This window comes from Roseomonas sp. TF40, from assembly GCF_057219975.1.
The window spans coordinates 450,620-469,367 of sequence record NZ_JBXVVR010000001.1 but is presented as its reverse complement, the minus strand read 5'-3'; the positions used below and the strand labels follow the sequence as shown (position 1 = coordinate 469,367).

The 18,748-nt window shown below is 70.4% G+C and carries 17 protein-coding genes; 7 read left to right on the top strand and 10 right to left on the bottom strand.

Annotation, left to right across the window (positions count from 1 at the left end):
• Positions 1–102: 102 nt before the first annotated feature.
• Entirely contained in the window at positions 103–2,412 is a 2,310-nt protein-coding gene (locus AC2D9U_RS02035; RefSeq protein ID WP_484747320.1) for a bifunctional salicylyl-CoA 5-hydroxylase/oxidoreductase, read from the top strand.
• Between the two features lie 6 nt (positions 2,413–2,418).
• Here the strand turns inward: AC2D9U_RS02035 and AC2D9U_RS02030 are convergent, their stop codons facing one another.
• Together AC2D9U_RS02030 and AC2D9U_RS02025 are read right to left on the bottom strand one after the other, a co-directional pair.
• Positions 2,419–3,381 carry a tripartite tricarboxylate transporter substrate binding protein gene (locus tag AC2D9U_RS02030; RefSeq protein ID WP_484745909.1) on the bottom strand — a complete coding sequence of 321 codons (963 nt, stop codon included), beginning with the start codon at positions 3,379–3,381 and terminating at the stop codon, positions 2,419–2,421.
• 125 nt (positions 3,382–3,506) lie between these two features.
• Positions 3,507–4,301, bottom strand: a complete 795-nt coding sequence (locus tag AC2D9U_RS02025) for an alpha/beta hydrolase (protein ID WP_484745907.1) — start codon at positions 4,299–4,301, stop codon at positions 3,507–3,509.
• Positions 4,302–4,412: 111 nt separating this feature from the next.
• Here AC2D9U_RS02025 and AC2D9U_RS02020 point away from each other — a divergent pair, with 111 nt between their 5' ends.
• The 5 genes from AC2D9U_RS02020 (at position 4,413) to AC2D9U_RS02000 (ending at position 8,986) form a co-directional block, all read left to right on the top strand.
• Entirely contained in the window at positions 4,413–4,988 is a 576-nt protein-coding gene (locus AC2D9U_RS02020; protein WP_484745906.1) for a nucleoside 2-deoxyribosyltransferase, read from the top strand.
• Positions 4,985–5,710, top strand: a complete 726-nt coding sequence (locus tag AC2D9U_RS02015; RefSeq protein ID WP_484745904.1) for a DUF1194 domain-containing protein — start codon at positions 4,985–4,987, stop codon at positions 5,708–5,710. Before AC2D9U_RS02020 ends, AC2D9U_RS02015 begins: the two co-directional genes overlap by 4 nt.
• A gap of 139 nt (positions 5,711–5,849) precedes the next feature.
• Positions 5,850–7,286: a circularly permuted type 2 ATP-grasp protein gene (locus AC2D9U_RS02010; protein ID WP_484745902.1), complete on the top strand. Its 1,437-nt coding sequence runs from the start codon at positions 5,850–5,852 to the stop codon at positions 7,284–7,286.
• Positions 7,287–7,290: 4 nt separating this feature from the next.
• On the top strand, positions 7,291–8,232 hold the full coding sequence (locus AC2D9U_RS02005; protein ID WP_484745901.1) for an alpha-E domain-containing protein: 942 nt from the start codon (positions 7,291–7,293) through the stop codon (positions 8,230–8,232).
• Positions 8,233–8,251: 19 nt separating this feature from the next.
• Positions 8,252–8,986, top strand: coding sequence for a proteasome-type protease (locus AC2D9U_RS02000; protein ID WP_484745899.1), 735 nt, complete (start codon positions 8,252–8,254; stop codon positions 8,984–8,986).
• Between the two features lie 51 nt (positions 8,987–9,037).
• Here the strand turns inward: AC2D9U_RS02000 and AC2D9U_RS01995 are convergent, their stop codons facing one another.
• From AC2D9U_RS01995 to AC2D9U_RS01980, 4 genes are read right to left on the bottom strand one after another with little or no spacing between them, the layout of a single operon-like run.
• Positions 9,038–10,447 carry an FAD-binding oxidoreductase gene (locus AC2D9U_RS01995; RefSeq protein WP_484745897.1) on the bottom strand — a complete coding sequence of 470 codons (1,410 nt, stop codon included), beginning with the start codon at positions 10,445–10,447 and terminating at the stop codon, positions 9,038–9,040.
• Complete coding sequence (locus AC2D9U_RS01990; RefSeq protein ID WP_484745896.1) at positions 10,444–11,802, bottom strand: FAD-binding oxidoreductase; 1,359 nt, start codon at positions 11,800–11,802, stop codon at positions 10,444–10,446. The genes AC2D9U_RS01995 and AC2D9U_RS01990 overlap by 4 nt, the downstream gene beginning before the upstream one ends.
• Positions 11,795–12,613, bottom strand: coding sequence for a creatininase family protein (locus tag AC2D9U_RS01985; RefSeq protein ID WP_484745894.1), 819 nt, complete (start codon positions 12,611–12,613; stop codon positions 11,795–11,797). Before AC2D9U_RS01985 ends, AC2D9U_RS01990 begins: the two co-directional genes overlap by 8 nt.
• A gap of 15 nt (positions 12,614–12,628) precedes the next feature.
• The gene (locus tag AC2D9U_RS01980; protein WP_484745891.1) at positions 12,629–13,642 is read right to left on the bottom strand and encodes an ABC transporter substrate-binding protein; all 1,014 of its coding nucleotides are present in this window, start codon (positions 13,640–13,642) and stop codon (positions 12,629–12,631) included.
• Positions 13,643–13,887: 245 nt separating this feature from the next.
• Here AC2D9U_RS01980 and AC2D9U_RS01975 point away from each other — a divergent pair, with 245 nt between their 5' ends.
• Positions 13,888–14,907: an aromatic ring-hydroxylating dioxygenase subunit alpha gene (locus tag AC2D9U_RS01975; RefSeq protein ID WP_484745889.1), complete on the top strand. Its 1,020-nt coding sequence runs from the start codon at positions 13,888–13,890 to the stop codon at positions 14,905–14,907.
• Positions 14,908–14,910: 3 nt separating this feature from the next.
• Here AC2D9U_RS01975 and AC2D9U_RS01970 read toward each other — a convergent pair whose 3' ends face one another.
• The 4 genes from AC2D9U_RS01970 to AC2D9U_RS01955 are packed head-to-tail and all read right to left on the bottom strand — an operon-like array spanning position 14,911 to position 18,648.
• Positions 14,911–15,402, bottom strand: a complete 492-nt coding sequence (locus tag AC2D9U_RS01970) for a CinA family protein (RefSeq protein WP_484745887.1) — start codon at positions 15,400–15,402, stop codon at positions 14,911–14,913.
• The gene (locus AC2D9U_RS01965) at positions 15,402–15,848 is read right to left on the bottom strand and encodes a phosphatidylglycerophosphatase A family protein (protein ID WP_484745885.1); all 447 of its coding nucleotides are present in this window, start codon (positions 15,846–15,848) and stop codon (positions 15,402–15,404) included. Before AC2D9U_RS01965 ends, AC2D9U_RS01970 begins: the two co-directional genes overlap by 1 nt.
• Positions 15,845–16,678, bottom strand: coding sequence for an alpha/beta fold hydrolase (locus AC2D9U_RS01960; RefSeq protein ID WP_484745883.1), 834 nt, complete (start codon positions 16,676–16,678; stop codon positions 15,845–15,847). Before AC2D9U_RS01960 ends, AC2D9U_RS01965 begins: the two co-directional genes overlap by 4 nt.
• The gene (locus AC2D9U_RS01955; protein WP_484745879.1) at positions 16,675–18,648 is read right to left on the bottom strand and encodes a lytic transglycosylase domain-containing protein; all 1,974 of its coding nucleotides are present in this window, start codon (positions 18,646–18,648) and stop codon (positions 16,675–16,677) included. The genes AC2D9U_RS01960 and AC2D9U_RS01955 overlap by 4 nt, the downstream gene beginning before the upstream one ends.
• Between the last annotated feature and the right edge of the window lie 100 nt (positions 18,649–18,748).

The window sequence follows — 18,748 nt, the reverse complement described above, 5'->3', positions numbered from 1 at the left end:
CAATCTTAAAGAATTATCCGAGGGCCGCGCAACCTTGAATTTCGGTTGCCTGACCAATCTTTGAAACCTAAACTGTTCTGGCTCGGGGCAAGGGGTGTGACGATGCGCATCGCGGTGATCGGCGGCGGCCCGGCGGGCCTCTATTTCGCCATCCTGATGAAGCGGGATTATCCCGATGCGCGCATCACGGTGGTGGAGCGCAACCGGCCCGACGACACCTTCGGCTTCGGCGTGGTGTTCTCCGACGCCACGCTCGACACCTTCGCCGAGGCCGATGAGCCGAGCTACCGCGCCATCACGAAGAGCTTCGCCTATTGGGACGACATCGCCATCGTCGCGAAGGGCGTGGAGCACCGCATCGGGGGCAATGGCTTCTGCGGCTGCTCGCGCCGCACGCTGCTGATGCTGCTGGCCGAGCGCGCCCGTGCGCTGGGCGTCGAGCTCGAATTCCGCCGCGAGGCCGCGCCGGCCGACTTTCCCGACGCAGACCTGATCGTCGCCGCGGATGGCATCAACTCACCGGTGCGCGAGGCGCATCGGGACCATTTCGCGCCCGAGGTCGATCTGCGCCCCAACCGCTTCGCCTGGATGGGCAGCACCCGGCCCTTCGACGCCTTCACCTTCTTCTTCAAGGAACGGCCCGAGGGCATCTTCATCGCCCATTGCTACCAGTATGAGCCGGGGGCGAGCACCTGGGTGCTGGAGACGGATCCCGAGACCTTCACCCGCGCCGGCCTCGGCGCGATGGATGAGGCGCAGAGCGCGGCCTATCTGGAGGGCGTCTTCGCCGAGGAATTGCAGGGCCATCGGCTCATCACCAATCGCTCCATGTGGCGGCAATTCCCCACCATCACCTGCCAGCGCTGGGTGCGCGGCAATGTGGTGCTGCTGGGCGATGCGAAGGCGACGGCGCATTTCTCCATCGGCTCTGGCACCAAGCTCGCCATGGAGGATGCGATCGGCCTGCACCGCGCCTTCCGCGCCGGCGGCGATGTCGCCACCTGCCTCGCGCGCTATGAGACCGACCGGCGCGAGGATGTGGAGAAGACGCAGCACGCGGCCAATGTCTCGCTCGTGTGGTTCGAGCATGTGAAGCGCTTCTGGGATTTCTCGCCCACGCGCTTCGCCTTCGGCGTGATGACGCGCAGCAAGGCCATCACCTGGGACAACCTCGCCCTGCGCGCGCCGGATTTCGTGGCGCAGACGCAGGAAGCCGTGGCCGCGGAGGTGGCAGCCGCGGGCCTGCCGGCGAAGCCCAAGAATCCGCCGATGTTCCAACCCTTCCGGCTGCGCGGGATGATGCTCGCCAACCGCGTCGTCGTCTCGCCCATGTGCATGTATGCGGCCGCCGAGGGCGTGCCGGGCGATTTCCACCTCGCGCATTACGGCGCGCGCGCCATGGGCGGGGCGGGGCTGGTCTTCACCGAGATGACCTGCGTGAGCGCGGGCGCACGCATCACCCCCGGCTGCACGGGGCTGTGGAACGATGACCAGCAGGCCGCCTGGAGCCGCATCGTCGATCTGGTGCACGCGACCTCGGGGGCGAAGATCGCGCTGCAGCTCGGCCATGCCGGGCGCAAGGGCGCGACGAAGCTGATGTGGGAGGGCATGGACCGCCCGCTGGATGAGGGCGCCTGGCCGATCATCGCGGCCTCGCCGCTGCCCTACTATCCGGAGAGCCAGGTGCCGCGCGAGATGGATCGCGCCGACATGGAATGGGTGCGCGAGGAATTCGTCGCCGCCACGCGCCGCGCCATCGCCTGCGGCTTCGACATGCTCGAACTGCATTGCGCGCACGGCTATCTGCTCGCGGGCTTCCTCTCGCCCCTGACCAATCACCGCACGGATGAGTATGGCGGTTCGGTCGCGAACCGGCTGCGCTTTCCGCTGGAGGTCTTCGCCGCGATGCGCGCCGCCTGGCCGGCCGAGAAGCCGATGTCGGTGCGAATCTCGGCTACGGATTGGATGGAGGGCGGGCTCAGCGACGCGGATTGCCTCGCCATCGCGCGCGCCTTCGCGCAGGCGGGCGCCGACCTGATCGATGTCTCGACGGGCCAGACGGTGGCCGAGGCGCGGCCGACCTATGGGCGCATGTTCCAGCTGCCCTGGTCGGACATGATCCGCAACGAGCTGGGCGTGGCGACGATGTGTGTCGGCAACATCACCACCGCCGACCAGGTGAACACCATCGTCGCGGCGGGGCGGGCGGATCTGGTGGCGCTGGGGCGGCCGCACCTGGCCAACCCCGCCTTCACCCTGCACGCCGCGGCGCAATACGGCGTGCGGGACATCGCGGCCCCACCCTCCTACGGGCCGGGCAAGGACGCGCTGCTGCGCAATGCGGTGCGCGAGCAGGCGGATCTGCGCGAACTCAAGCTGAAGGCGCGGCCCAAGAGCCACGCCCCCGGCTGATCTCGCTTACGTATTGATCCAGGGCGCGGCGCGCCACAGCGCCGCATACTGGTTCTGGGTGGCGCGCATCCGCGCCTCCCACACCGCGCCGGGCTCGAGCGTGGGCTCGATGAACTGCGCCTCGAAGGTGCGGCGCGTCGCCGGGTCGGCGGCCGCTTCCTGCACCGCGTCGCGCAGACGCTCGACGATGTGCGCCGGCGTGCCGACCGGCACGACGATGCCGCGCTCGGAGAACATGGTGAAGTCGAGGCCGAGGCTCTTGAAGGTCGGGATGCCCGGCGCGAAGCGGTTCTCGCCCGTGCCGCCATGGGCGAGGAAGCGCAGGCCCTGCGGCTGGGGCATGATCTCGCCGATCGACATGGTGTTGACCTGCACCTGGCCCGCCATCAGCGCGGTGCGCTGCTGCGGCGCGCCGGTGTAGTGCACCAGCGTGAAGCGCGCGCCGGTCAGGCGCGAGATCTGCGCGATCATCAGGTGGTCATCGGTGCCGATGCCGCTGGTGGAGATCACGATGCCCTCGGGGTCCGCCTTGGCGCGGGCGATGAGGTCCGGGATGTCGCGGATCGGGCTGTCGGCGCGCACCACGATGCCCGTGGGGTCGGTCATGATGTTGCCGATGAAGGCGAAGCTGTCGAGGTTGTACTGCGCGCGGCGCTCCACCGGCACGGTGACGAAAGAGGGCATGTTGGTCAGGCCTAGCACCTGCCCGTCCGGGCGCGCGCGCGAGACATAGGTCAGCGCCACTTCGCTCGAGGCGCCAGGGCGGTTCACCACGGTGATCGGCTGGCCGAGCCGTGTCTCCAGATGCCGCGCGAAGAGCCGTGCGACGATGTCGGTCCCGCCGCCCGGTGCGAAGCCGACGACGAGCTCGACGGGCCGGTCCGGGCGCCAGGCCTGCGCGAGGGCAGGGGTCGCGAGCGGGGCGGCGAGCAGGGAGCCGAGCACGGAACGACGAGAGATCAGCGACATGTGTGTCCTCCTCTGGGTGAGGCGACATGTGCTGTGTCACGCCCTTGAAAGGAACTGACGAATTCTTGCTCGCGGGCGAAACGAGTAAAGCTCTCGACAGATCCGGCTGTAAAGATGTGAGGATTTTACAAAAGCCCGCGCGCCCGCGCGACCAGATCGCTCGCCGGATCGGCCAGGGGGGCGATCACCGTGAAATGGTTCAGCCCCGGCAGGGCCTCCGCCGTACCGCCCCAGGCGGCGGCCATGTCGCGGGTCTGGCGCAGGAATTCGCCGCTCTCCGCGCCGCCCACCACGCAATGGATCGGCCGGCCCGGGGCGGGCAGGAAGCGCGGCGAAAGCGCGCGCGCGGCGGCCGCATCCAGCCCCAGCCCCGCGCCGATGGTGGTGGGCAGCAGGGGCTCCAGCTCGAAGACGCCCGAGATCGGCAGCGCGGCCTGCACCAGCCCTGGCGGCAGGTCGGGTGCCACGGCCGGCCAGTCCGTGGCGAGCAGCATCGCCGCCAGATGCCCGCCCGCGGAATGGCCGATGGCGAGAAGGCGCTGGCCGCGCCGTCGCCACAGGAAGGCCGCCGCCGCGCGCATCTGCGCCACGATGGTGGCGAGCGGCACGGCGGGGCAGAGATCATAGGACGGCACGGCCACCGCCACGCCCTGCGCGTTCAGCCCGCGGGCGCAATGGCTCGCGAAGCTGCGGTCCAGCGCCTGCCAGTAGCCGCCATGGATGAACAGCGCGGTGGCGCCGGCGTTGGGGCCGGGGCTGAACAGATCGAGCTTCTCCCGCGCGCCAGGGCCATAGGCGAGGTCGAGCTCCGCCAGCGGGCAGGCGGCGCGCCAGGTGGCGGCATCGGCCTGCCAGCCGAGGATCAGGCCCGGGTGCTCGGGCACGCGGGCGCGGTTGTCGTATTCGGCCTGGAGGTCCATGCGTCCTATTGCACGACGCCCCGGCGTGGCCGGCAAGGGGCGGCATGACCCGCCTTGCGTGCACCAGGAAGCGGGTTCCGCAACCGGTGCCCTCTCTGGCAAACTCGAAGGATGAAGGTCTATCTGGCTGGCCCCGACGTCTTCTTCCCCGATGCCGAGGCGATGGCCGCGGCAAAGAAACGCCTTTGCGCCGCGCATGGCTTCGAGGGCGTCTTCCCCACCGATCCGCGCCCGGACGCCGCCGCCGATGCCGCACCCGACCTCTGGTACGCGATCTATCTGCGCAACGAGGCGCATATCCGCGCCTGCGACGCGCTGATCGCCAATCTCACGCCCTTCCGCGGGCCTTCGGCCGACGCAGGCACGGTCTATGAGCTCGGCTTCATGCGCGCGCTGGGCCGGCCGGTGCTGGGCTACACCAATGACGGCGCGGATTTCGCCGCGCGCACCCTGCACGCCCTGGGCGGCCAGGCGCGACGCAACGCGGCGGGCCGCTGGGTGGACGGGGAGGGGCTGGCGCTCGAGGAATTCGGCCTCACCGACAATCTGATGATCGATGGCGGGATCCGTGCCGCCGGCGGGGTTCTGGTGCGCAACGCCGTGCCGCCCGCCGCGCGCTGGTCCGACCTCGCCGGTTTCGAGGCCTGCCTGCGCGCGCTGGCCACGCTGCGGCGCGGTGCCGCTTGATCCGCCGGCGCGGCCTGCTTGCGGGGCCGGCCCTCAGCCTGCTGCCGGGCGCGGCCTCGGCGCAGGCGGGGGCGGTGGACCTGCTGCTGGTGCTCGCCGTCGATGCCTCGGGTTCGATCGATGCGGATGAGTTCGACCTCCAGCGCGAGGGCATCGCGGAGGCGCTGACCTTCCCCGCCGTGCTCGCCGCCATCGCCTCGGGGCCGCGCGGGGCGATCGGCGTGGCGATGGTGGAATGGGGCTCGCCCGGCGGGGCGGCGACGGTGGTGGGCTGGCAGCGCATCGCCGATGCGGCCTCCGCCGCGCAGGCCGCCGCGGCGATGCGCGCGGCGCCGCGCTCGCGCCAATCCTTCAACGCCATCGGCGATGCCATCGCCCACAGCACGGCGCTGATCGCCGCCGCGCCCTGGGCGGCGGCGGAGCGCACCATCGACGTCTCGGGCGACGGCCCCGACATGCGCAGCCTGGTCCGCGCGCCCGAGGCCCGCGACGCCGCCGTGGCGGCGGGCATCATCGTCAACGGTCTGGCGATCGAGGCGTCGTCCAGCTGGTCCGGCGGGCGGCTGGCGGAACTCTACACGCGCGACGTCATCGGCGGGCCGGGCGCCTTCGTTCTGCGGGCCGAGGACCGGCGCGATTTCGCCCGCGCCATGCGCGCCAAGCTGGTGCGGGAGATCGCGGCGCTGCCGGTGGCCTCCCCCGGCGCCCCTGCCACCGGCTGATGCCCTGCGCCTGGGCAGTGCGCCCAGGCGGCAGGCAGGACGCCGCGGCGCGGGCCGCGGGCGGCGCCGGCAGGCTCTTCCCATCCCCCGGTTATTCCGCGACTATTTCAGCCAGAACAGGGCAAACCGGACTTCACAAGTGACCGAGACGAGTCGCGCCTTCGACGAAATGATGAGCGACGGGCAGGTGCGCCCGGCCTATGCCGGCATCGCCGCCTGGATCGAGGCCCATGGCCTCGCCGCGCTGGCCGCCAAGCGCGCCGAGGCGGAGGCGCTGTTCCGCCGCGTCGGCATCACCTTCGCCGTCTATGGCGAGGGCGGTGACCCCGAGCGGCTGATCCCCTTCGACGTCATCCCGCGCATCCTGGTCAAGCGCGAGTGGGACGGCCTCGCGCGCGGGCTGACGCAGCGGGTGCGCGCGCTCAACATGTTCATGGCCGATGTCTATGGCGCGCGCGAGATCCTGCGCGCCGGGCGCGTGCCGGAAGCCCTGGTGCTGGCCAATGAGGCCTATCGGCCCGAGATGGCCGGCTTCACGCCGCCCGGCGGGGTCTATACCCACATCTCGGGCATCGACCTGGTGCGCACCGGGGCCGAGGAATTCTACGTGCTGGAGGACAACTGCCGCACCCCCTCCGGTGTGTCCTACATGCTTGAGAACCGCGAGGCGATGCTGCGGCTCTTCCCCGCGCTGTGCTCGGACCACCGCCTGCTGCCCGTGGCGCATTACCCCGAGGAACTGCTCGAGACGCTGAAGGACGCCGCGCCGCCCAACTGCAAGCGCGAACCCTGTGTCGCGATCCTCACGCCCGGCCACTACAACTCCGCCTATTACGAGCATTGCTTCCTGGCCGATGAGATGGGCGTGGAGGTGGTGGAGGGGGCGGACCTGATCGTGCAGGACGACGTGGTCTACATGCGCACCACGGCCGGGCCGAAGCGCGTCGACGTGCTCTATCGCCGCGTCGATGACGACTACCTCGACCCCAAGGTGTTCCGCCCCGATTCCATGCTTGGCGTGCCCGGCATCTTCGGCGCCTATCGCGCCGGAAACATTACGCTCGCCAACGCGCCCGGCGCGGGCATCGCCGACGACAAGGCGATCTACCCCTTCGTGCCGGAGATGATCCGCTTCTACCTCGGCGAGGAACCGCTGCTGAACAACGTGCCGACCTATCTGTGCGAGCGCCCCAATGAGCGCGCCTATGTGCTGGAGAACATCGACAAGCTGGTGGTGAAGCTCGCGCATGGCTCGGGCGGCTACGGCATGCTGGTGGGCCCGCACAGCACCAAGGCCCAGCAGGAGGAATTCCGCGCGCGCATCCTGGCCAAGCCGGAGCACTACATCGCGCAGCCCACTCTCGCGCTCTCCACCGTGCCCACGCTGGCGGGCGAGGCGATCGGCCCGCGCCATGTCGATCTGCGCCCCTATGTGCTGATGGGCAAGGAGGTGCGGATCGTGCCCGGCGGCCTGACGCGCGTGGCGCTGCGGGAGGGCTCGCTGGTGGTGAATTCCTCGCAGGGTGGCGGCACCAAGGATACCTGGGTGATCGACGACAGCGCAGGGGAGGGCTGAGACCATGCTCTCTCGTACCGCCGACAGCCTCTACTGGATGGGCCGCTACACCGAGCGCGCGGGCAACCTCGCGCGCGGGATGCAGGTGGCGCTGCGCATGGCGGGGCTTGGCCACTCGCTGCGCGGCGATGTGGATGAGTGGCACAGCCTGCTCGTCGCTGCCGGCGCCGAGCCGGGCTTCCGCGCCACCGGCCGCGCGGCGACGGCCGAGGCTGTGGTGCATTGGCTCGCACTCGATACCGAGAACCCTTCATCCATCGCCTCCTGCATCGAGCAGGCGCGGCGCAATGGGCGCGCCGTGCGCACGGCGCTGACCGTCGACATGTGGGAGGCGCTGAACGACACCTGGCGCGAGATGCGCGCCCAGGCCGCGACAGCCACCGATGCGGACCGCCTGCCGGCCTTCCTTGACTGGGTGCGCAGCCGCACGCTGCTTTTCAACGGCGCCGCGGCCGACACCATGCTGCGCAATGATGGCTGGCGCTTCGTGCATCTGGGCGTGATGCTGGAGCGCGCCGACAACACCGCGCGGCTGTTGGATGCGAAGCACACCGCGCTGTCGGGCCCGGGCAGCGAGGGCACCTCGGCCTATGCGCAGTGGCAGGCCCTTCTGCGCTCGGTCTCGGCGTTGCGCGCCTATCAATGGGTCTATCACACGCGCATGCAGCCCAGGCTGGTGGCGGATCTGCTGATCTACCGCCAGGAGTTGCCGCGTTCGCTGCTCTCCTGCCATCGCCGCGTGGAGCAGACGCTCGATCGCATCGCGGAGGCCAATGGCGGCGGGCGCGGGGAGTGCCACCGCATCGCCGGCGAGATCCATGCGAGCCTGCGCTACGGCCGCATCGAGGAGACGCTGGAGAGCGGCCTGCACGCCTTCCTCACGCGCAAGATCGAGCGCAACGCCGAACTCGGCCAGCGCATCGGCGAATTCTACCTGCATCCGTGAGGATGGTGGTGACGCGCGCATGACCTATTGCGTCGGCCTGCTGCTCGATGCGGGCGTGATCCTGCTGTCCGACACGCGCACCAATGCGGGCGTGGACAACATCTCCACCTTCAACAAGACCTTCGTGGTCGAGAATGGCGGCGAGCGCACGCTGGTGCTCAACACCGCGGGCAACCTCGCCGTGACGCAGGCGGTGTGGAACCTGCTGCAGGAAGGCGTGTGGCTGGAAGGCCAGCGCCTGACGCTGCTCGAGGTGCCCAGCCTTTTCCGTGCCGCGCAGCTGGTCGGCGCGGCGGTGCGCGCGGTGTTCGAGGCCGATGGGCCGACGCTGCGCGCGCAGGGGCTCTCCTTCGACTGCTCCATCCTGCTTGGCGGGCAGATCGCGGGCCAGCCGCCGCGCCTGTTCCTGATCTACGCCGCGGGCAATTTCATCGAGGCGACGGCCGAGACGCCCTTCCTGCAGATCGGCGAGCACAAATACGGCAAGCCGATCCTGGACCGCGTGCTGACGCCGGCCACGCCGCTCGCCGATGGCGTGACGCTCGCATTGATCAGCATGGACAGCACGCTGCGCTCCAACCTCACCGTCGGTCTGCCCATCGACCTCACCGTGGTGCGCCGCGATGCGCTGGACCAGACTTTGCGCCGGCGCATCGATGAGGGCGATCCCTATTTCGCCTTCCTGCGCCAGCGTTGGTCGGAGAGCCTGCGCGAAGCCTATCAGGCACTGCCGCGGCCTGACTGGCTGGGCTGAGTCTCTGCTTTTTGTAGAGCACGAAACCCGTCCTATTGGACGGGTAGTGCTCTACTCCAGAATCTCCTCGACCTCCGGCGCATCGGCGCGGCCATAGAGGTAGAAGCTCTGCTTGCGCTCGGGCGTCCAGTCGGGGTCGTCCCAGGCGATCATCTTGCCGGGGTTGAGCAGGCCGTGCGGATCGGCCTCGCGCTTGAAATCGAGTTGCACGCTGTCGATGCGCTTCATCCCGCCTTCCTCGAGCGTGAAGGCATGCGGGTTGAAGACCGGGATGCCGTTCGCCTCATGCAGGCGGATGATCTCCTCGAGCCGTTCCTCGGTGGTGAAGCGCACCAGGGAGAGCGCGAAGCAGGACACGACGCCGCCGAGCTTCACGAATTCCAGGTGCAGCGGCACCTCGTCGCCGAACAGCGTCTCGATCCTGCCGATCAAGGCAAACTGGTGGGGCGAGGGCAGCAGGGTCTGCAGATAGGTCAGCGACCGATCGACCTTCAGCGCCTGCAGCGTGGTGTGGTTCCAGGTGAATTCGTAGAGCGGCGTCTCGGCCTCGGCACTCGGCACGCGATACAGCTCCGTGCCGCCGAAGCTCGCGAGCAGCGGCGCGATGAGGTTCAGGAAGGGCTCGGCGACCATCACCATCGCCGTCGCTTGGCCGGGCTTGAGCAGCGGCTGGAAGGGCTTGAAATAGGCCTGCGCCACGCCGGGGGCGACGACGCTCGCCAGCTTCTTCGCGATGCCGTCGGAGGCGACCAGCGCCTCGCAGAAGCGCGCGGCGGAGAGCGTGTCGGGGAAGCCGGCCAGCACATCCACCCACTCCCAGGCGGGGGCGAGGGGCATTTCCACCTCGGTGATGATGCCATTCGTGCCGTAGGCGTGGTTCGCCTTGTCGATGTCGGTGCCGCGCAATTCGAGGATGCGCGGGTTCTCCTCCATGGTGATGACGCGCAGGCCAAGGATGTTGCCGAACTCGCGCAGCTTGCCATAGGTGCAGGAGCCGATGCCGGCGGAGCCACCCGCGATGAAGCCGCCGATGGTCGCGGTGCGGCGCGTGGAAGGGTGGAAGCGCAACTCGCCCCCCACCGCCGCGCGCGTCTCGGCATCGAGTTCGATCAGCTTCTTGCCGGCCTGGACGCGCACCATGCCCGGCTTCATCCAGAGCACGCGGTCGAGCCGCATGAGGTCCAGCACCACGCCGCCCTTCAGCGGCATCGCCTGGCCGTAATTGCCGGTGCCCGCGCCGCGCGGGGTGAGCGGCACGCGGTGCTTCACGCAGGCGCGCATCACCGCGATCACCTCCGCCTCGTCACGCGGGCAGGCGATGGCCTCGGCGCTGACGCCGTTGAGCTGGCGCTTGAGCACGGGCGAATACCAGAAGAAGTCGCGCGACTTCTGGCGCACCAAAGCGGGGTCGGTGATCCAGTCGATGCCGGCGGTGTCCGCCATCACGGCCTGCACGCTCATGCCGCCGCTTCCTCCATCGTGAAGTCGCGCATCTTGCCCGGGTTGAGCAGGCCGAGCGGATCGGTGCGCCGCTTGAAGCCGAGCTGGTCGCCCGGCACGCGGCGATAGCCGCTGCCTTCCTCGATGGTCAGCACATGCGGGTTGGCGATGCCGATGCCGGCCGCTTCGAAGGCGGCCATGATCTCGGCCAGGCGCTCGGCACTCTTCCAGCGGATGACGGGCAGGGCGGACATGGTGATGCGCCCGCCGAAGCGCACGCATTCGGTGTGCATCCACACCTCCTCGCGGAAGGGGATGCGCACGGCTTCCAGCGCCTCGAGCGTGTTGTCGAAGGGGAAGCGGCATTGCAGGTAGCTCACCCCTCGATCGCGCTTGAGCACCTGCAGCGTCGTGTGGTTCCAGCAATATTCGTAGAAGGGCGTTTTCTCCGGATCGCGCTCGGCCTCGACGGTCGATTGCTCGGCCACCAGCGTGCCGCCATGCTCGCGCGCGAGATCCGTGAGCGCACGGCGCGCCGCGGGGGCGACCATCACCAGCACCAGCGCGTGATCGGCCGGCACGAGGTCGGCGATGCCGCGGAAGAAGGGCGGGAGCTGGCTGTCGAAGACGCCGCACATCTTCTTCGCGATGCCATCGGCGTAAGACAGCGCCAGGGCGAAGCGCGACGCAGCGGTGAATTCGGGGAAGGTGATGGCGATGTCGCGCCAATCCTGCGCGGGCGTCAGCGGCACGCGCACGCGCGTCAGCACGCCGGTGGTGCCATAGGTGCGGTTCACCGGCGCCGCGTCATCGCCCTCGACATCAAGGATCACCGGCGGGTCCTGCATGGTGGCGACGCGCGCTCCCAGCAGGTTGCCGCGTTCGCGCAGCGTGCCGTGGCTGATGCCGCCCACGCCCGCACCGCCGCCCGCGACGAAGCCGCCGATGGTCGCAGTGCGCTTGGTGGAAGGCCAGAGCTTCAGCTCCCAGCCGCGTTCGCGCGCCCAGAGGTCGAGGTCGATCATCTTTGCCCCGGCCTCGACCTCGACGACGCCATCGACGATGTCGATCGGCGCGGCCATCGCCGTCATGTCGAGCACCACGCCGCCCTCGAGCGGCACGCATTGCCCGTAATTCCCCGTGCCACCGCCACGCACCGTCACCGGCACGCGCGCCGCACGGCAGACGGTGAGGATGCGCAGCACCTCGGCCTCGGTCTTGGGGCGCGCGTAGAGCTCGGCGGATTTGCCGTCGAGCTGCGCCTTCAGGATCGGGCTGTACCAGTAGAAGTCACGGCTCTTCTGGCGCAGCAGCGCGCGATCAGTGGAGAGTTCGATCCCCTCCAGCGAGGCGGCGAGGGCAGCGATGTCAGCCATTCGCGCTGGGCTCGTTCGCGAGGAAGCCCTCGGCATCGAAGGCCGCGACCTGCGCCCAGAGGGCCGCCATCTTCTCCGCCGCGTAGTCGAGCAGCTGCTCCCCGATCTCGACGGTGGCGAGGGAGGCATCGCCCACCGCGCCGGCCGGGTTGAGGTCCTGCGCCTGCCAGGCAAGCGGCGCGCCGGCATCGGGCGCCATGCCCGGCGCCGCATTGGCCACGCCCTGCCAGCGACTGACAAAGTTCCGCGCGTTCTCCATCTTCACGAGGTTCGGCGTGAGAGCGAGCATCACCGAGGTCTCGTCGCGCCCGGCATGGATGCCGTATTTGCCCTCGACCACGTCGCGCAGCGCCTCGGGCTTTCCCATGCGCGCCCACATCGCATTCACAGCCAGGATGTTGTGCTGGATGCGGATGCGCCGGCAGGCGATGTCTAGCACCGAGACGTTGCCGCCATGGCTGTTGACGATCACGAGGCGCTTCACCCCCGCCCGCGCCACGCTCGCACCGATATCGGTGACGAGCGCGAGCAGCGTCTCCGGCGTGGTCGTCACCGTGCCCGGGAAGCGCAGATGCTCCACCGAGCAGCCCACGCTCTGCGTCGGCAGCACCAGCACGGGCAGGTCGGGGGCGATCACCTTCAGCGTGCGCGCGACCACGCCCTGGTTGATCGTGGTGTCCACCGAGACGGGCAGATGCGGCCCATGCTGTTCGATGCTCGCCACCGGCAGCACCGCCACCGTGTTGGCCGGCAGGGTCTTGAAGGCGGGCCAGGGCAATTCCTGCCAGAAACGCGTGGGGAGGGCTGCCATGTTCGGATGCTTTCGTCAGGCCTGCCGCAGATCGGCCGCCGGGGGGAGGAAGGAGGCATCATAGATATCGGAGGCCGCCATGGGACGCGAGATGCCGAAGGCGTCGCGCACCGCATCCACGCTGCGCTGCAGGCGCACCATGTCGACCTGGCCGAAGCCGTTCTGGCGCACATGCGGCGTGAAGGTCAGCCGCTCGAGCGACATACGCAGCCGCTCGGTCTCCAGCGCCACATCGGTCAGCGCCTCGCGCCGCCGCAGATTGGCGATGGCGGCGGCGGGGTCGCGCAGGCTGTCATATTGCGCGCGGATCAGGCCGCGGATCAGCCCCGTCACGGCGGCGCGATTGGCATTGGCCCAGCGGCGCGTCGTGATCAGCGAGGTGGAGAAGAAATCCGCCCCCACATCGCTGAACAGCAGCGTGACGATGTCCTGCTCGGGGATCCCGAGTCCGCGCAGCGAGAAGATGCCCGAGGTGATGAAGCCCGTGACCGCATTGGCGCGGCCCTGGGCCAGCATCGGCTCGCGCAGCTGCGGCGTCACGGTCAGCCAACGCACGCGGTTGGCATCGATGCCGGCGGCGCGGGCATAGGCGGGGAAGAGCTGGCGGCCGGCATCGCTCTCGGGCGAGGCGAGCACCTTGTCCATCAGGTCCGCCGGGGTGCGGATGTTCTCGCGCCGCAGCGTCATGATGGCGAGCGCGGTGGAATCATAGATGATGAAGGGCGTGAAGAGATCGCTGTCGGGCCGCTCCAGGCGCATGCGGATGGTCGGGTTGAGGTCGGCGACACCCACATCATAGGCGCCGGCGGCGATCTTCACCGGCACGTCGCCCGAACCGAAGCCGCGATCCATGGTCACGTTCAGCCCGGCCTCGCGGAAATAGCCGCGGTCCAGCGCCAGCAGGAAGGCGGCCTGCGGGCCCTGGAAGGCCCAGTCCAGCGAGAAGCGCACATCGAGCAGGCTCTGGGCATGGACGGCGGGCGCGGCGAGGGTCGCGCCCATCAGGGCAAGGGCGTGGCGGCGAAGCATGGCGGGTCTCCCGGTTGCGTGTCGTTGCACGGCGGTGGCGGCGGCCGGGATGTAGCAAGGCGCGCCGGGGCAGGGCAGGCGGCCCGGCGCGCGGAAGCAGGGCGATGGCGGTCGTCTCTGCTGAAAATTTGGGCAGACGGCGCCGCATCTGCGCAATCGCGCGCCGCGCGGGGCGTCTTTTCCCCTTGTTGCGGCGGTCCGCGATTTGCACGCTCCGCGGCCCAGCATCGAAGAGGGCCCCTGCCATGCTTGCCACCGCCACGCCGCTGCTGCGCCGCTTCTGGTACCCCGTGATCCCGGTCGCGCATCTGGCCGAGGGCCCCAAGCCCTTCCGCCTGCTCGGCCAGGATCTGGTGATCTGGCTGGATGGGGAGGGCAACCCCGCCGCGATGGATGACCGCTGCTGCCACCGCACGGCCAAGCTTTCCAGGGGCTTCTACACGGAAGGGCGCCTGGCCTGCGGCTATCACGGCTGGGAGTTCTCGGCCGATGGGCGGGTGATGCGCGTGCCCCAGCGCCCGGTGGACCGGCAGGGGGCGACCAACATGCGCGTGCCTGCCTACCGCGCCGCCACGCGCTACGGCTATGTCTGGGTGGCGCTGGAAGATCCGCTCTTCGACATTCCCGATTTCGAGGAGGAGGCGCTCGGCTTCCGCCGCATCGACGAGTTCTACGAGGTCTGGAACTGCGCCGGGCTGCGGCTGATGGAGAACAGCTTCGACAACGCGCATTTCAGCTTCGTCCATCGCGCGAGCTTTGGTGACCAGGGCCACCCCGAGCCCGCGAAGCTCGAGATCGAGGAACATGCCGACGGCTTCATGATGATCACCGAGGTGCCGGTGCGGAACCCGGAGATCCAGAAGAAGGTGCTGAACATGGAGTCCGACACCACGGTGCGCCACATGCGCGGCCGCTGGTACGCGCCCTTCCTGCGCAAGCTGCGCATCGTCTATCCGAACGGGCTGAGCCACTCCATCGTCACCTGCGCCACGCCGATCGACGATGCGCGCTCCATGACCGTGCAATTCGTCTTCCGCAACGACACCGAGGAGCAGTCGAGGGCCGAGGACGTGATCGCCTTCGACCGCATCGTGACAAATGAGGACCGCGACATTCTGGAAAGCACGGATTACGACGTGCCGCTGGACCAGACGGGCCGCGAGATGAACATGCCCTCCGACCGGCCGGGCGTGCTGATGCGCCGGATGCTGCTGAAGATGATCGAGGCTGAGGCTGCGAAGGTCCCGGCCGAGGCGGCGGAGTAGCGCCTACCCCGCCAGCGCGCGGCGGATCAGCGCGAAGCCGGCCGCGACCGTGGCGGCGCGCACCGCGGCCCGGTCGCCCGGGAAGACATGGCGCTCGACCAGCGTTGCTTGTCCTTCCCGCGCGCAGCCGAGGAAGACGAGGCCGACCGGCTTGCCCGGCGTGGCCCCGCCCGGCCCGGCGATGCCGGTGCAGGAGACGGCGAGATGCGCCCGCGCATCGGCCCGCGCCCCCTCGGCCATCTGCTGCGCCACCGGCGCGCTGACCGCGCCGTGTTCGGCCAGCATCGTGGTCGGCACGCCGACCATGCGCGTCTTCGCCGCATTGGCGTAGGTGACGTAGCCCGCCAGCACGGTCGCGGAGCTGCCCGGGATGGCGGTCAGCGCGGCGGCGATCAGCCCGCCCGTGCAGCTCTCGGCCGTGGCGAGCGTCAGCCCCTGCGCCTGGAGTTCGGCGAGCAGCGCGGCGGCGTCATCCAGCATGGTCTCGGGCAGCATCAGCGCAGCACCTCCGGCGCGAGACCACCCAGCAGCAGCAACAGCCCGGCCGCCAGCGCCCCCGCGATCACGTCGTCGAGCATGATGCCAAGCGCGCCCTTCTGTCGATCCGCCCAGGAGACCGGCCAGGGCTTCGTGATGTCGAAGACCCGGAACAGAGCGAAGGCCAGCGCCACGCCGAGCCAGCCGGGCTGGGGCAGGGCGGCCAGCGCCAGCAGCATGCCCACGCCCTCATCCGCCACGAACCAGGAGGGGTCCTCCTGCGGGTCGCGCGCCACCTGGATCGCCGCCCAATAGCCCGCGACGCAGAGCAGCACCGCCAGCACCAGGCACGCGACCGGCCCGAGCAGCACCAGCGGCAGCACGACCGCCGAGCCGAAGGTGCCCGGCCCGGGGCGCAGCCGTCCCGCCCCGCCCAGCGTGGCGACCAGCATCGCGATGGTCATGGTTGCGTGGCGAGGAAGGCTTCCAGCGCGGCCCGCGCCTCCGGCTCCTCCAGCGTTGGGCAATGCCCGGTCTCGGCCACGCTGACGAAGCTCATCTCGGGCCGCAGCCGGCGCATGCGGAAGGCCGTGGCCTCGGACAGCAATTCGGAGAGCGCGCCGCGCAGCAGCAGCATCGGCGCAGGGCCGAGGGCCGCGAAGGCCGGCCAGAGGTCGGGCATGGCCGGGCTGCCCCGCATCACCTCGGCGATGCGCGTATCCCAGCGCGGCCGCCAGACGCCCTGCGCATCCGGCGCATAGGTGCCGGCCGCGAATTGCGCCCAGCCGGCCTCATCCAGCGTCAGCGGCGGCATGGTGACCTTGAGATGCGCGACACAGGCCCCGAGGCTTGGCAGCGCCGGGTCGCGGCCGACGAAATCCTCGACATGGCCGAGCCCCACCGGCTCGATCGCCGGGCCGATGTCGTTCAGCACCACCCCCGCAATGGCCGAGGGACGCAGCACGCCCAGCACCATCGCGAGGATGCCGCCATAGCTGGTGCCGAGGATGATCGCGCGCCCGCAATGCAGCGCCGCCATGGCATCGAGCACGTCGCGCAGGCTTTCCTCGATCCGGTAGCGCGTGAGGCTCGGCGCCTTCTCGCTCGCCCCATGCCCGGCATGGTCGAGCGCGATTACGCGCCGCTGCCCGCGCAGCCGGGCGGCGAGGGGGGCGAAATCCTCGCCGCTGCGGGTGATGCCGGGCAGGCAGAGCAGCGGCACGCGGTGCGGATCGCCCGGCCATTCGCGCGCGGCGAGGCGCAGCCCGTCGCGGGCCGAGAAGAAGCGGGTCACCGGCGCCCCTCCAGCAGCGGGGCGAGCGGGTGCGGCAGGCTGGTGGTGGCGGGATCGCGCGCCCGATAGACCACCACATTCTCGATCACGCGCTGGACGTAGTTGCGCGTCTCGCTGAAGGGGATCTGCTCGATCCAGTCGAGGATATGCGGCCCCGCGGGATCGCGCGGATCGCCATAGGTAACGAGCCACTCCTGCACCCGGCCCGGTCCGGCATTATAGGCCGCGGCGGCGAGCGGCATGGCGCCGCCGAATCGCGCGAGCTGGTCGTTGATGTAGGACGAGCCCAGGCGGAGATTGTGGTCGGCATTGCTGGTCAGCATCGGCGTGCTGTGCGGAATGCCGAGCCGCCGCGCCACCGCCTGCGCCGTGCTCGGCAGCAGTTGCATCGGCCCGCGCGCATTGGCCGAGGAGATGGCCGTCAGCTCGAAATTGCTCTCCTGGCGCGTGATGGCGTGCACCAGCGCGGCCTCCGCCCCCTCGCTCGGCGCGCGATAGGGGGTGGGCCAGCCATCCTCGAGCAGCACCACGCCATCCGCCCCCGCACGGCGCGCCACCCACACGGCATGGTCCGGCCGCCCCATCAGCACGGCGAGGCGTGCGATCAGCCAGCGATCCTGCGCGTCGGGCGAGACATCCTCCATGCGCAGCAGGAACACCCGCGAGCGGTCCGACAGGCCCAGATCCGCCAGCGTCACCGCCGCGCGGGAGAGGTCGCGCGCGCCGAACAGCCGGGCGCGATCCTCTGGCGGGTGGGGCAGGGCGGTGGCGTTGATGCGCGCACTGAGCTGCGCCGGCGTCTCCCCCAGGCCGAGGCTCGCCAATTGCCCGTAGAAGGAGGTCGGGAAACTGGCCGCCTCCGCCAGCCGCGCGCGGCCTTCCGCCACGCGGTTGAGCTGCAGCAGGGCGAGGCCCTCCCAGTAGAAGCTGCGCCCGCGCGTGATGACGCTGAGGCTGTCGGCCCGCACGGCGGCGAAATGGCGCTGCGCGGCGGCGGCATCGTTCAGCCGGCGCAGCGCGATGAAGCCGGCGAGGAACTCGCCCTCCTGCCGCGCCTCGCCCGGCTCGGCCTGGCCATGCCCGGCGGCGACGCGGTAGGCGAGCTGCGGCTGGCCGAGCCGCAGCAGCTTGCGCGCCAGCACTTGCCGCTCGGTCCAGATCGCCCGCGCCGCCTCGGGCGGCAGGTTCTGCTGCAGGGGTTCGGCGGCGGCCCAGATGGCGGCGGCCTCGGCGTCGCGGTCGCGGCGGCGGAGGAAGCGGGCGCGGTCATGCGCCAGGCCGATGTCGCGCGCACTGGGGCTGGCCGGCTCGGCCGCCGCGCGGTCGTCGCGCAGGCCGAGCCGCGCCTCGGCGATGGCGCGCGCCGCCGGGTCGAGCCGCGGGACCACGCGCGCGGCGGCGGGGAACTGGCCCTCCCACATCAGCCGGTCGAAGCGGCGCCAATGATCGGCGGCGCTGAGCTGGGCGGCGTTGCGCTCGAGGAAACCGGCCTCGGCCACGCTGTCATGCAGGGCGTTGCGCCAGCCGGCGACGAGCGCCGCGCGGGCCTCCTGCGGCCGGTTGGCGCGGGCCAGCGCATCGGCCAGGCGCTGCGCGCCCTCCAGCGTGCGCGGCGCGCTGCGGGTGAACTGGCGCAGCACCAGGGCGTCGTTGGTGGCCTCGGCCAGCAGGGCCTGCTCGGCGCGCCGCGCCATGGTCTCGGGCAGGGGCCAGTCGGGGTTGGCGTCGATCCAGGCGACCAGCTCGGCCGCGCTGGCCGCGCCGGTCGGGCTCTGCAGGCGCATCCAGGTGAGGAGCTTGCGCGCCAGCGGGTCGGCCTGGGCGGCCAGGGCCTCGGCCTCGGGGAAGCGGTTGGCCTGGCCAGCGGCCATGGCCTGGCGGCCGGCGGCGCGGGCCTGGTCGCTGGCCCAGGGCTGGGCCAGGGCGGGGGGGGAGAGCAGCAGCGGCAGGAGAATCAGCAAGGGGCGCATGGGGGCTGGTATAGCCTGTTCCGGCCCGGGCTTCGCGCCCTTGTCGCAGGGCCGGCGCCTCATTAGGTTCTCGCCCCCAATCGCGGCACGGAAAGACAGG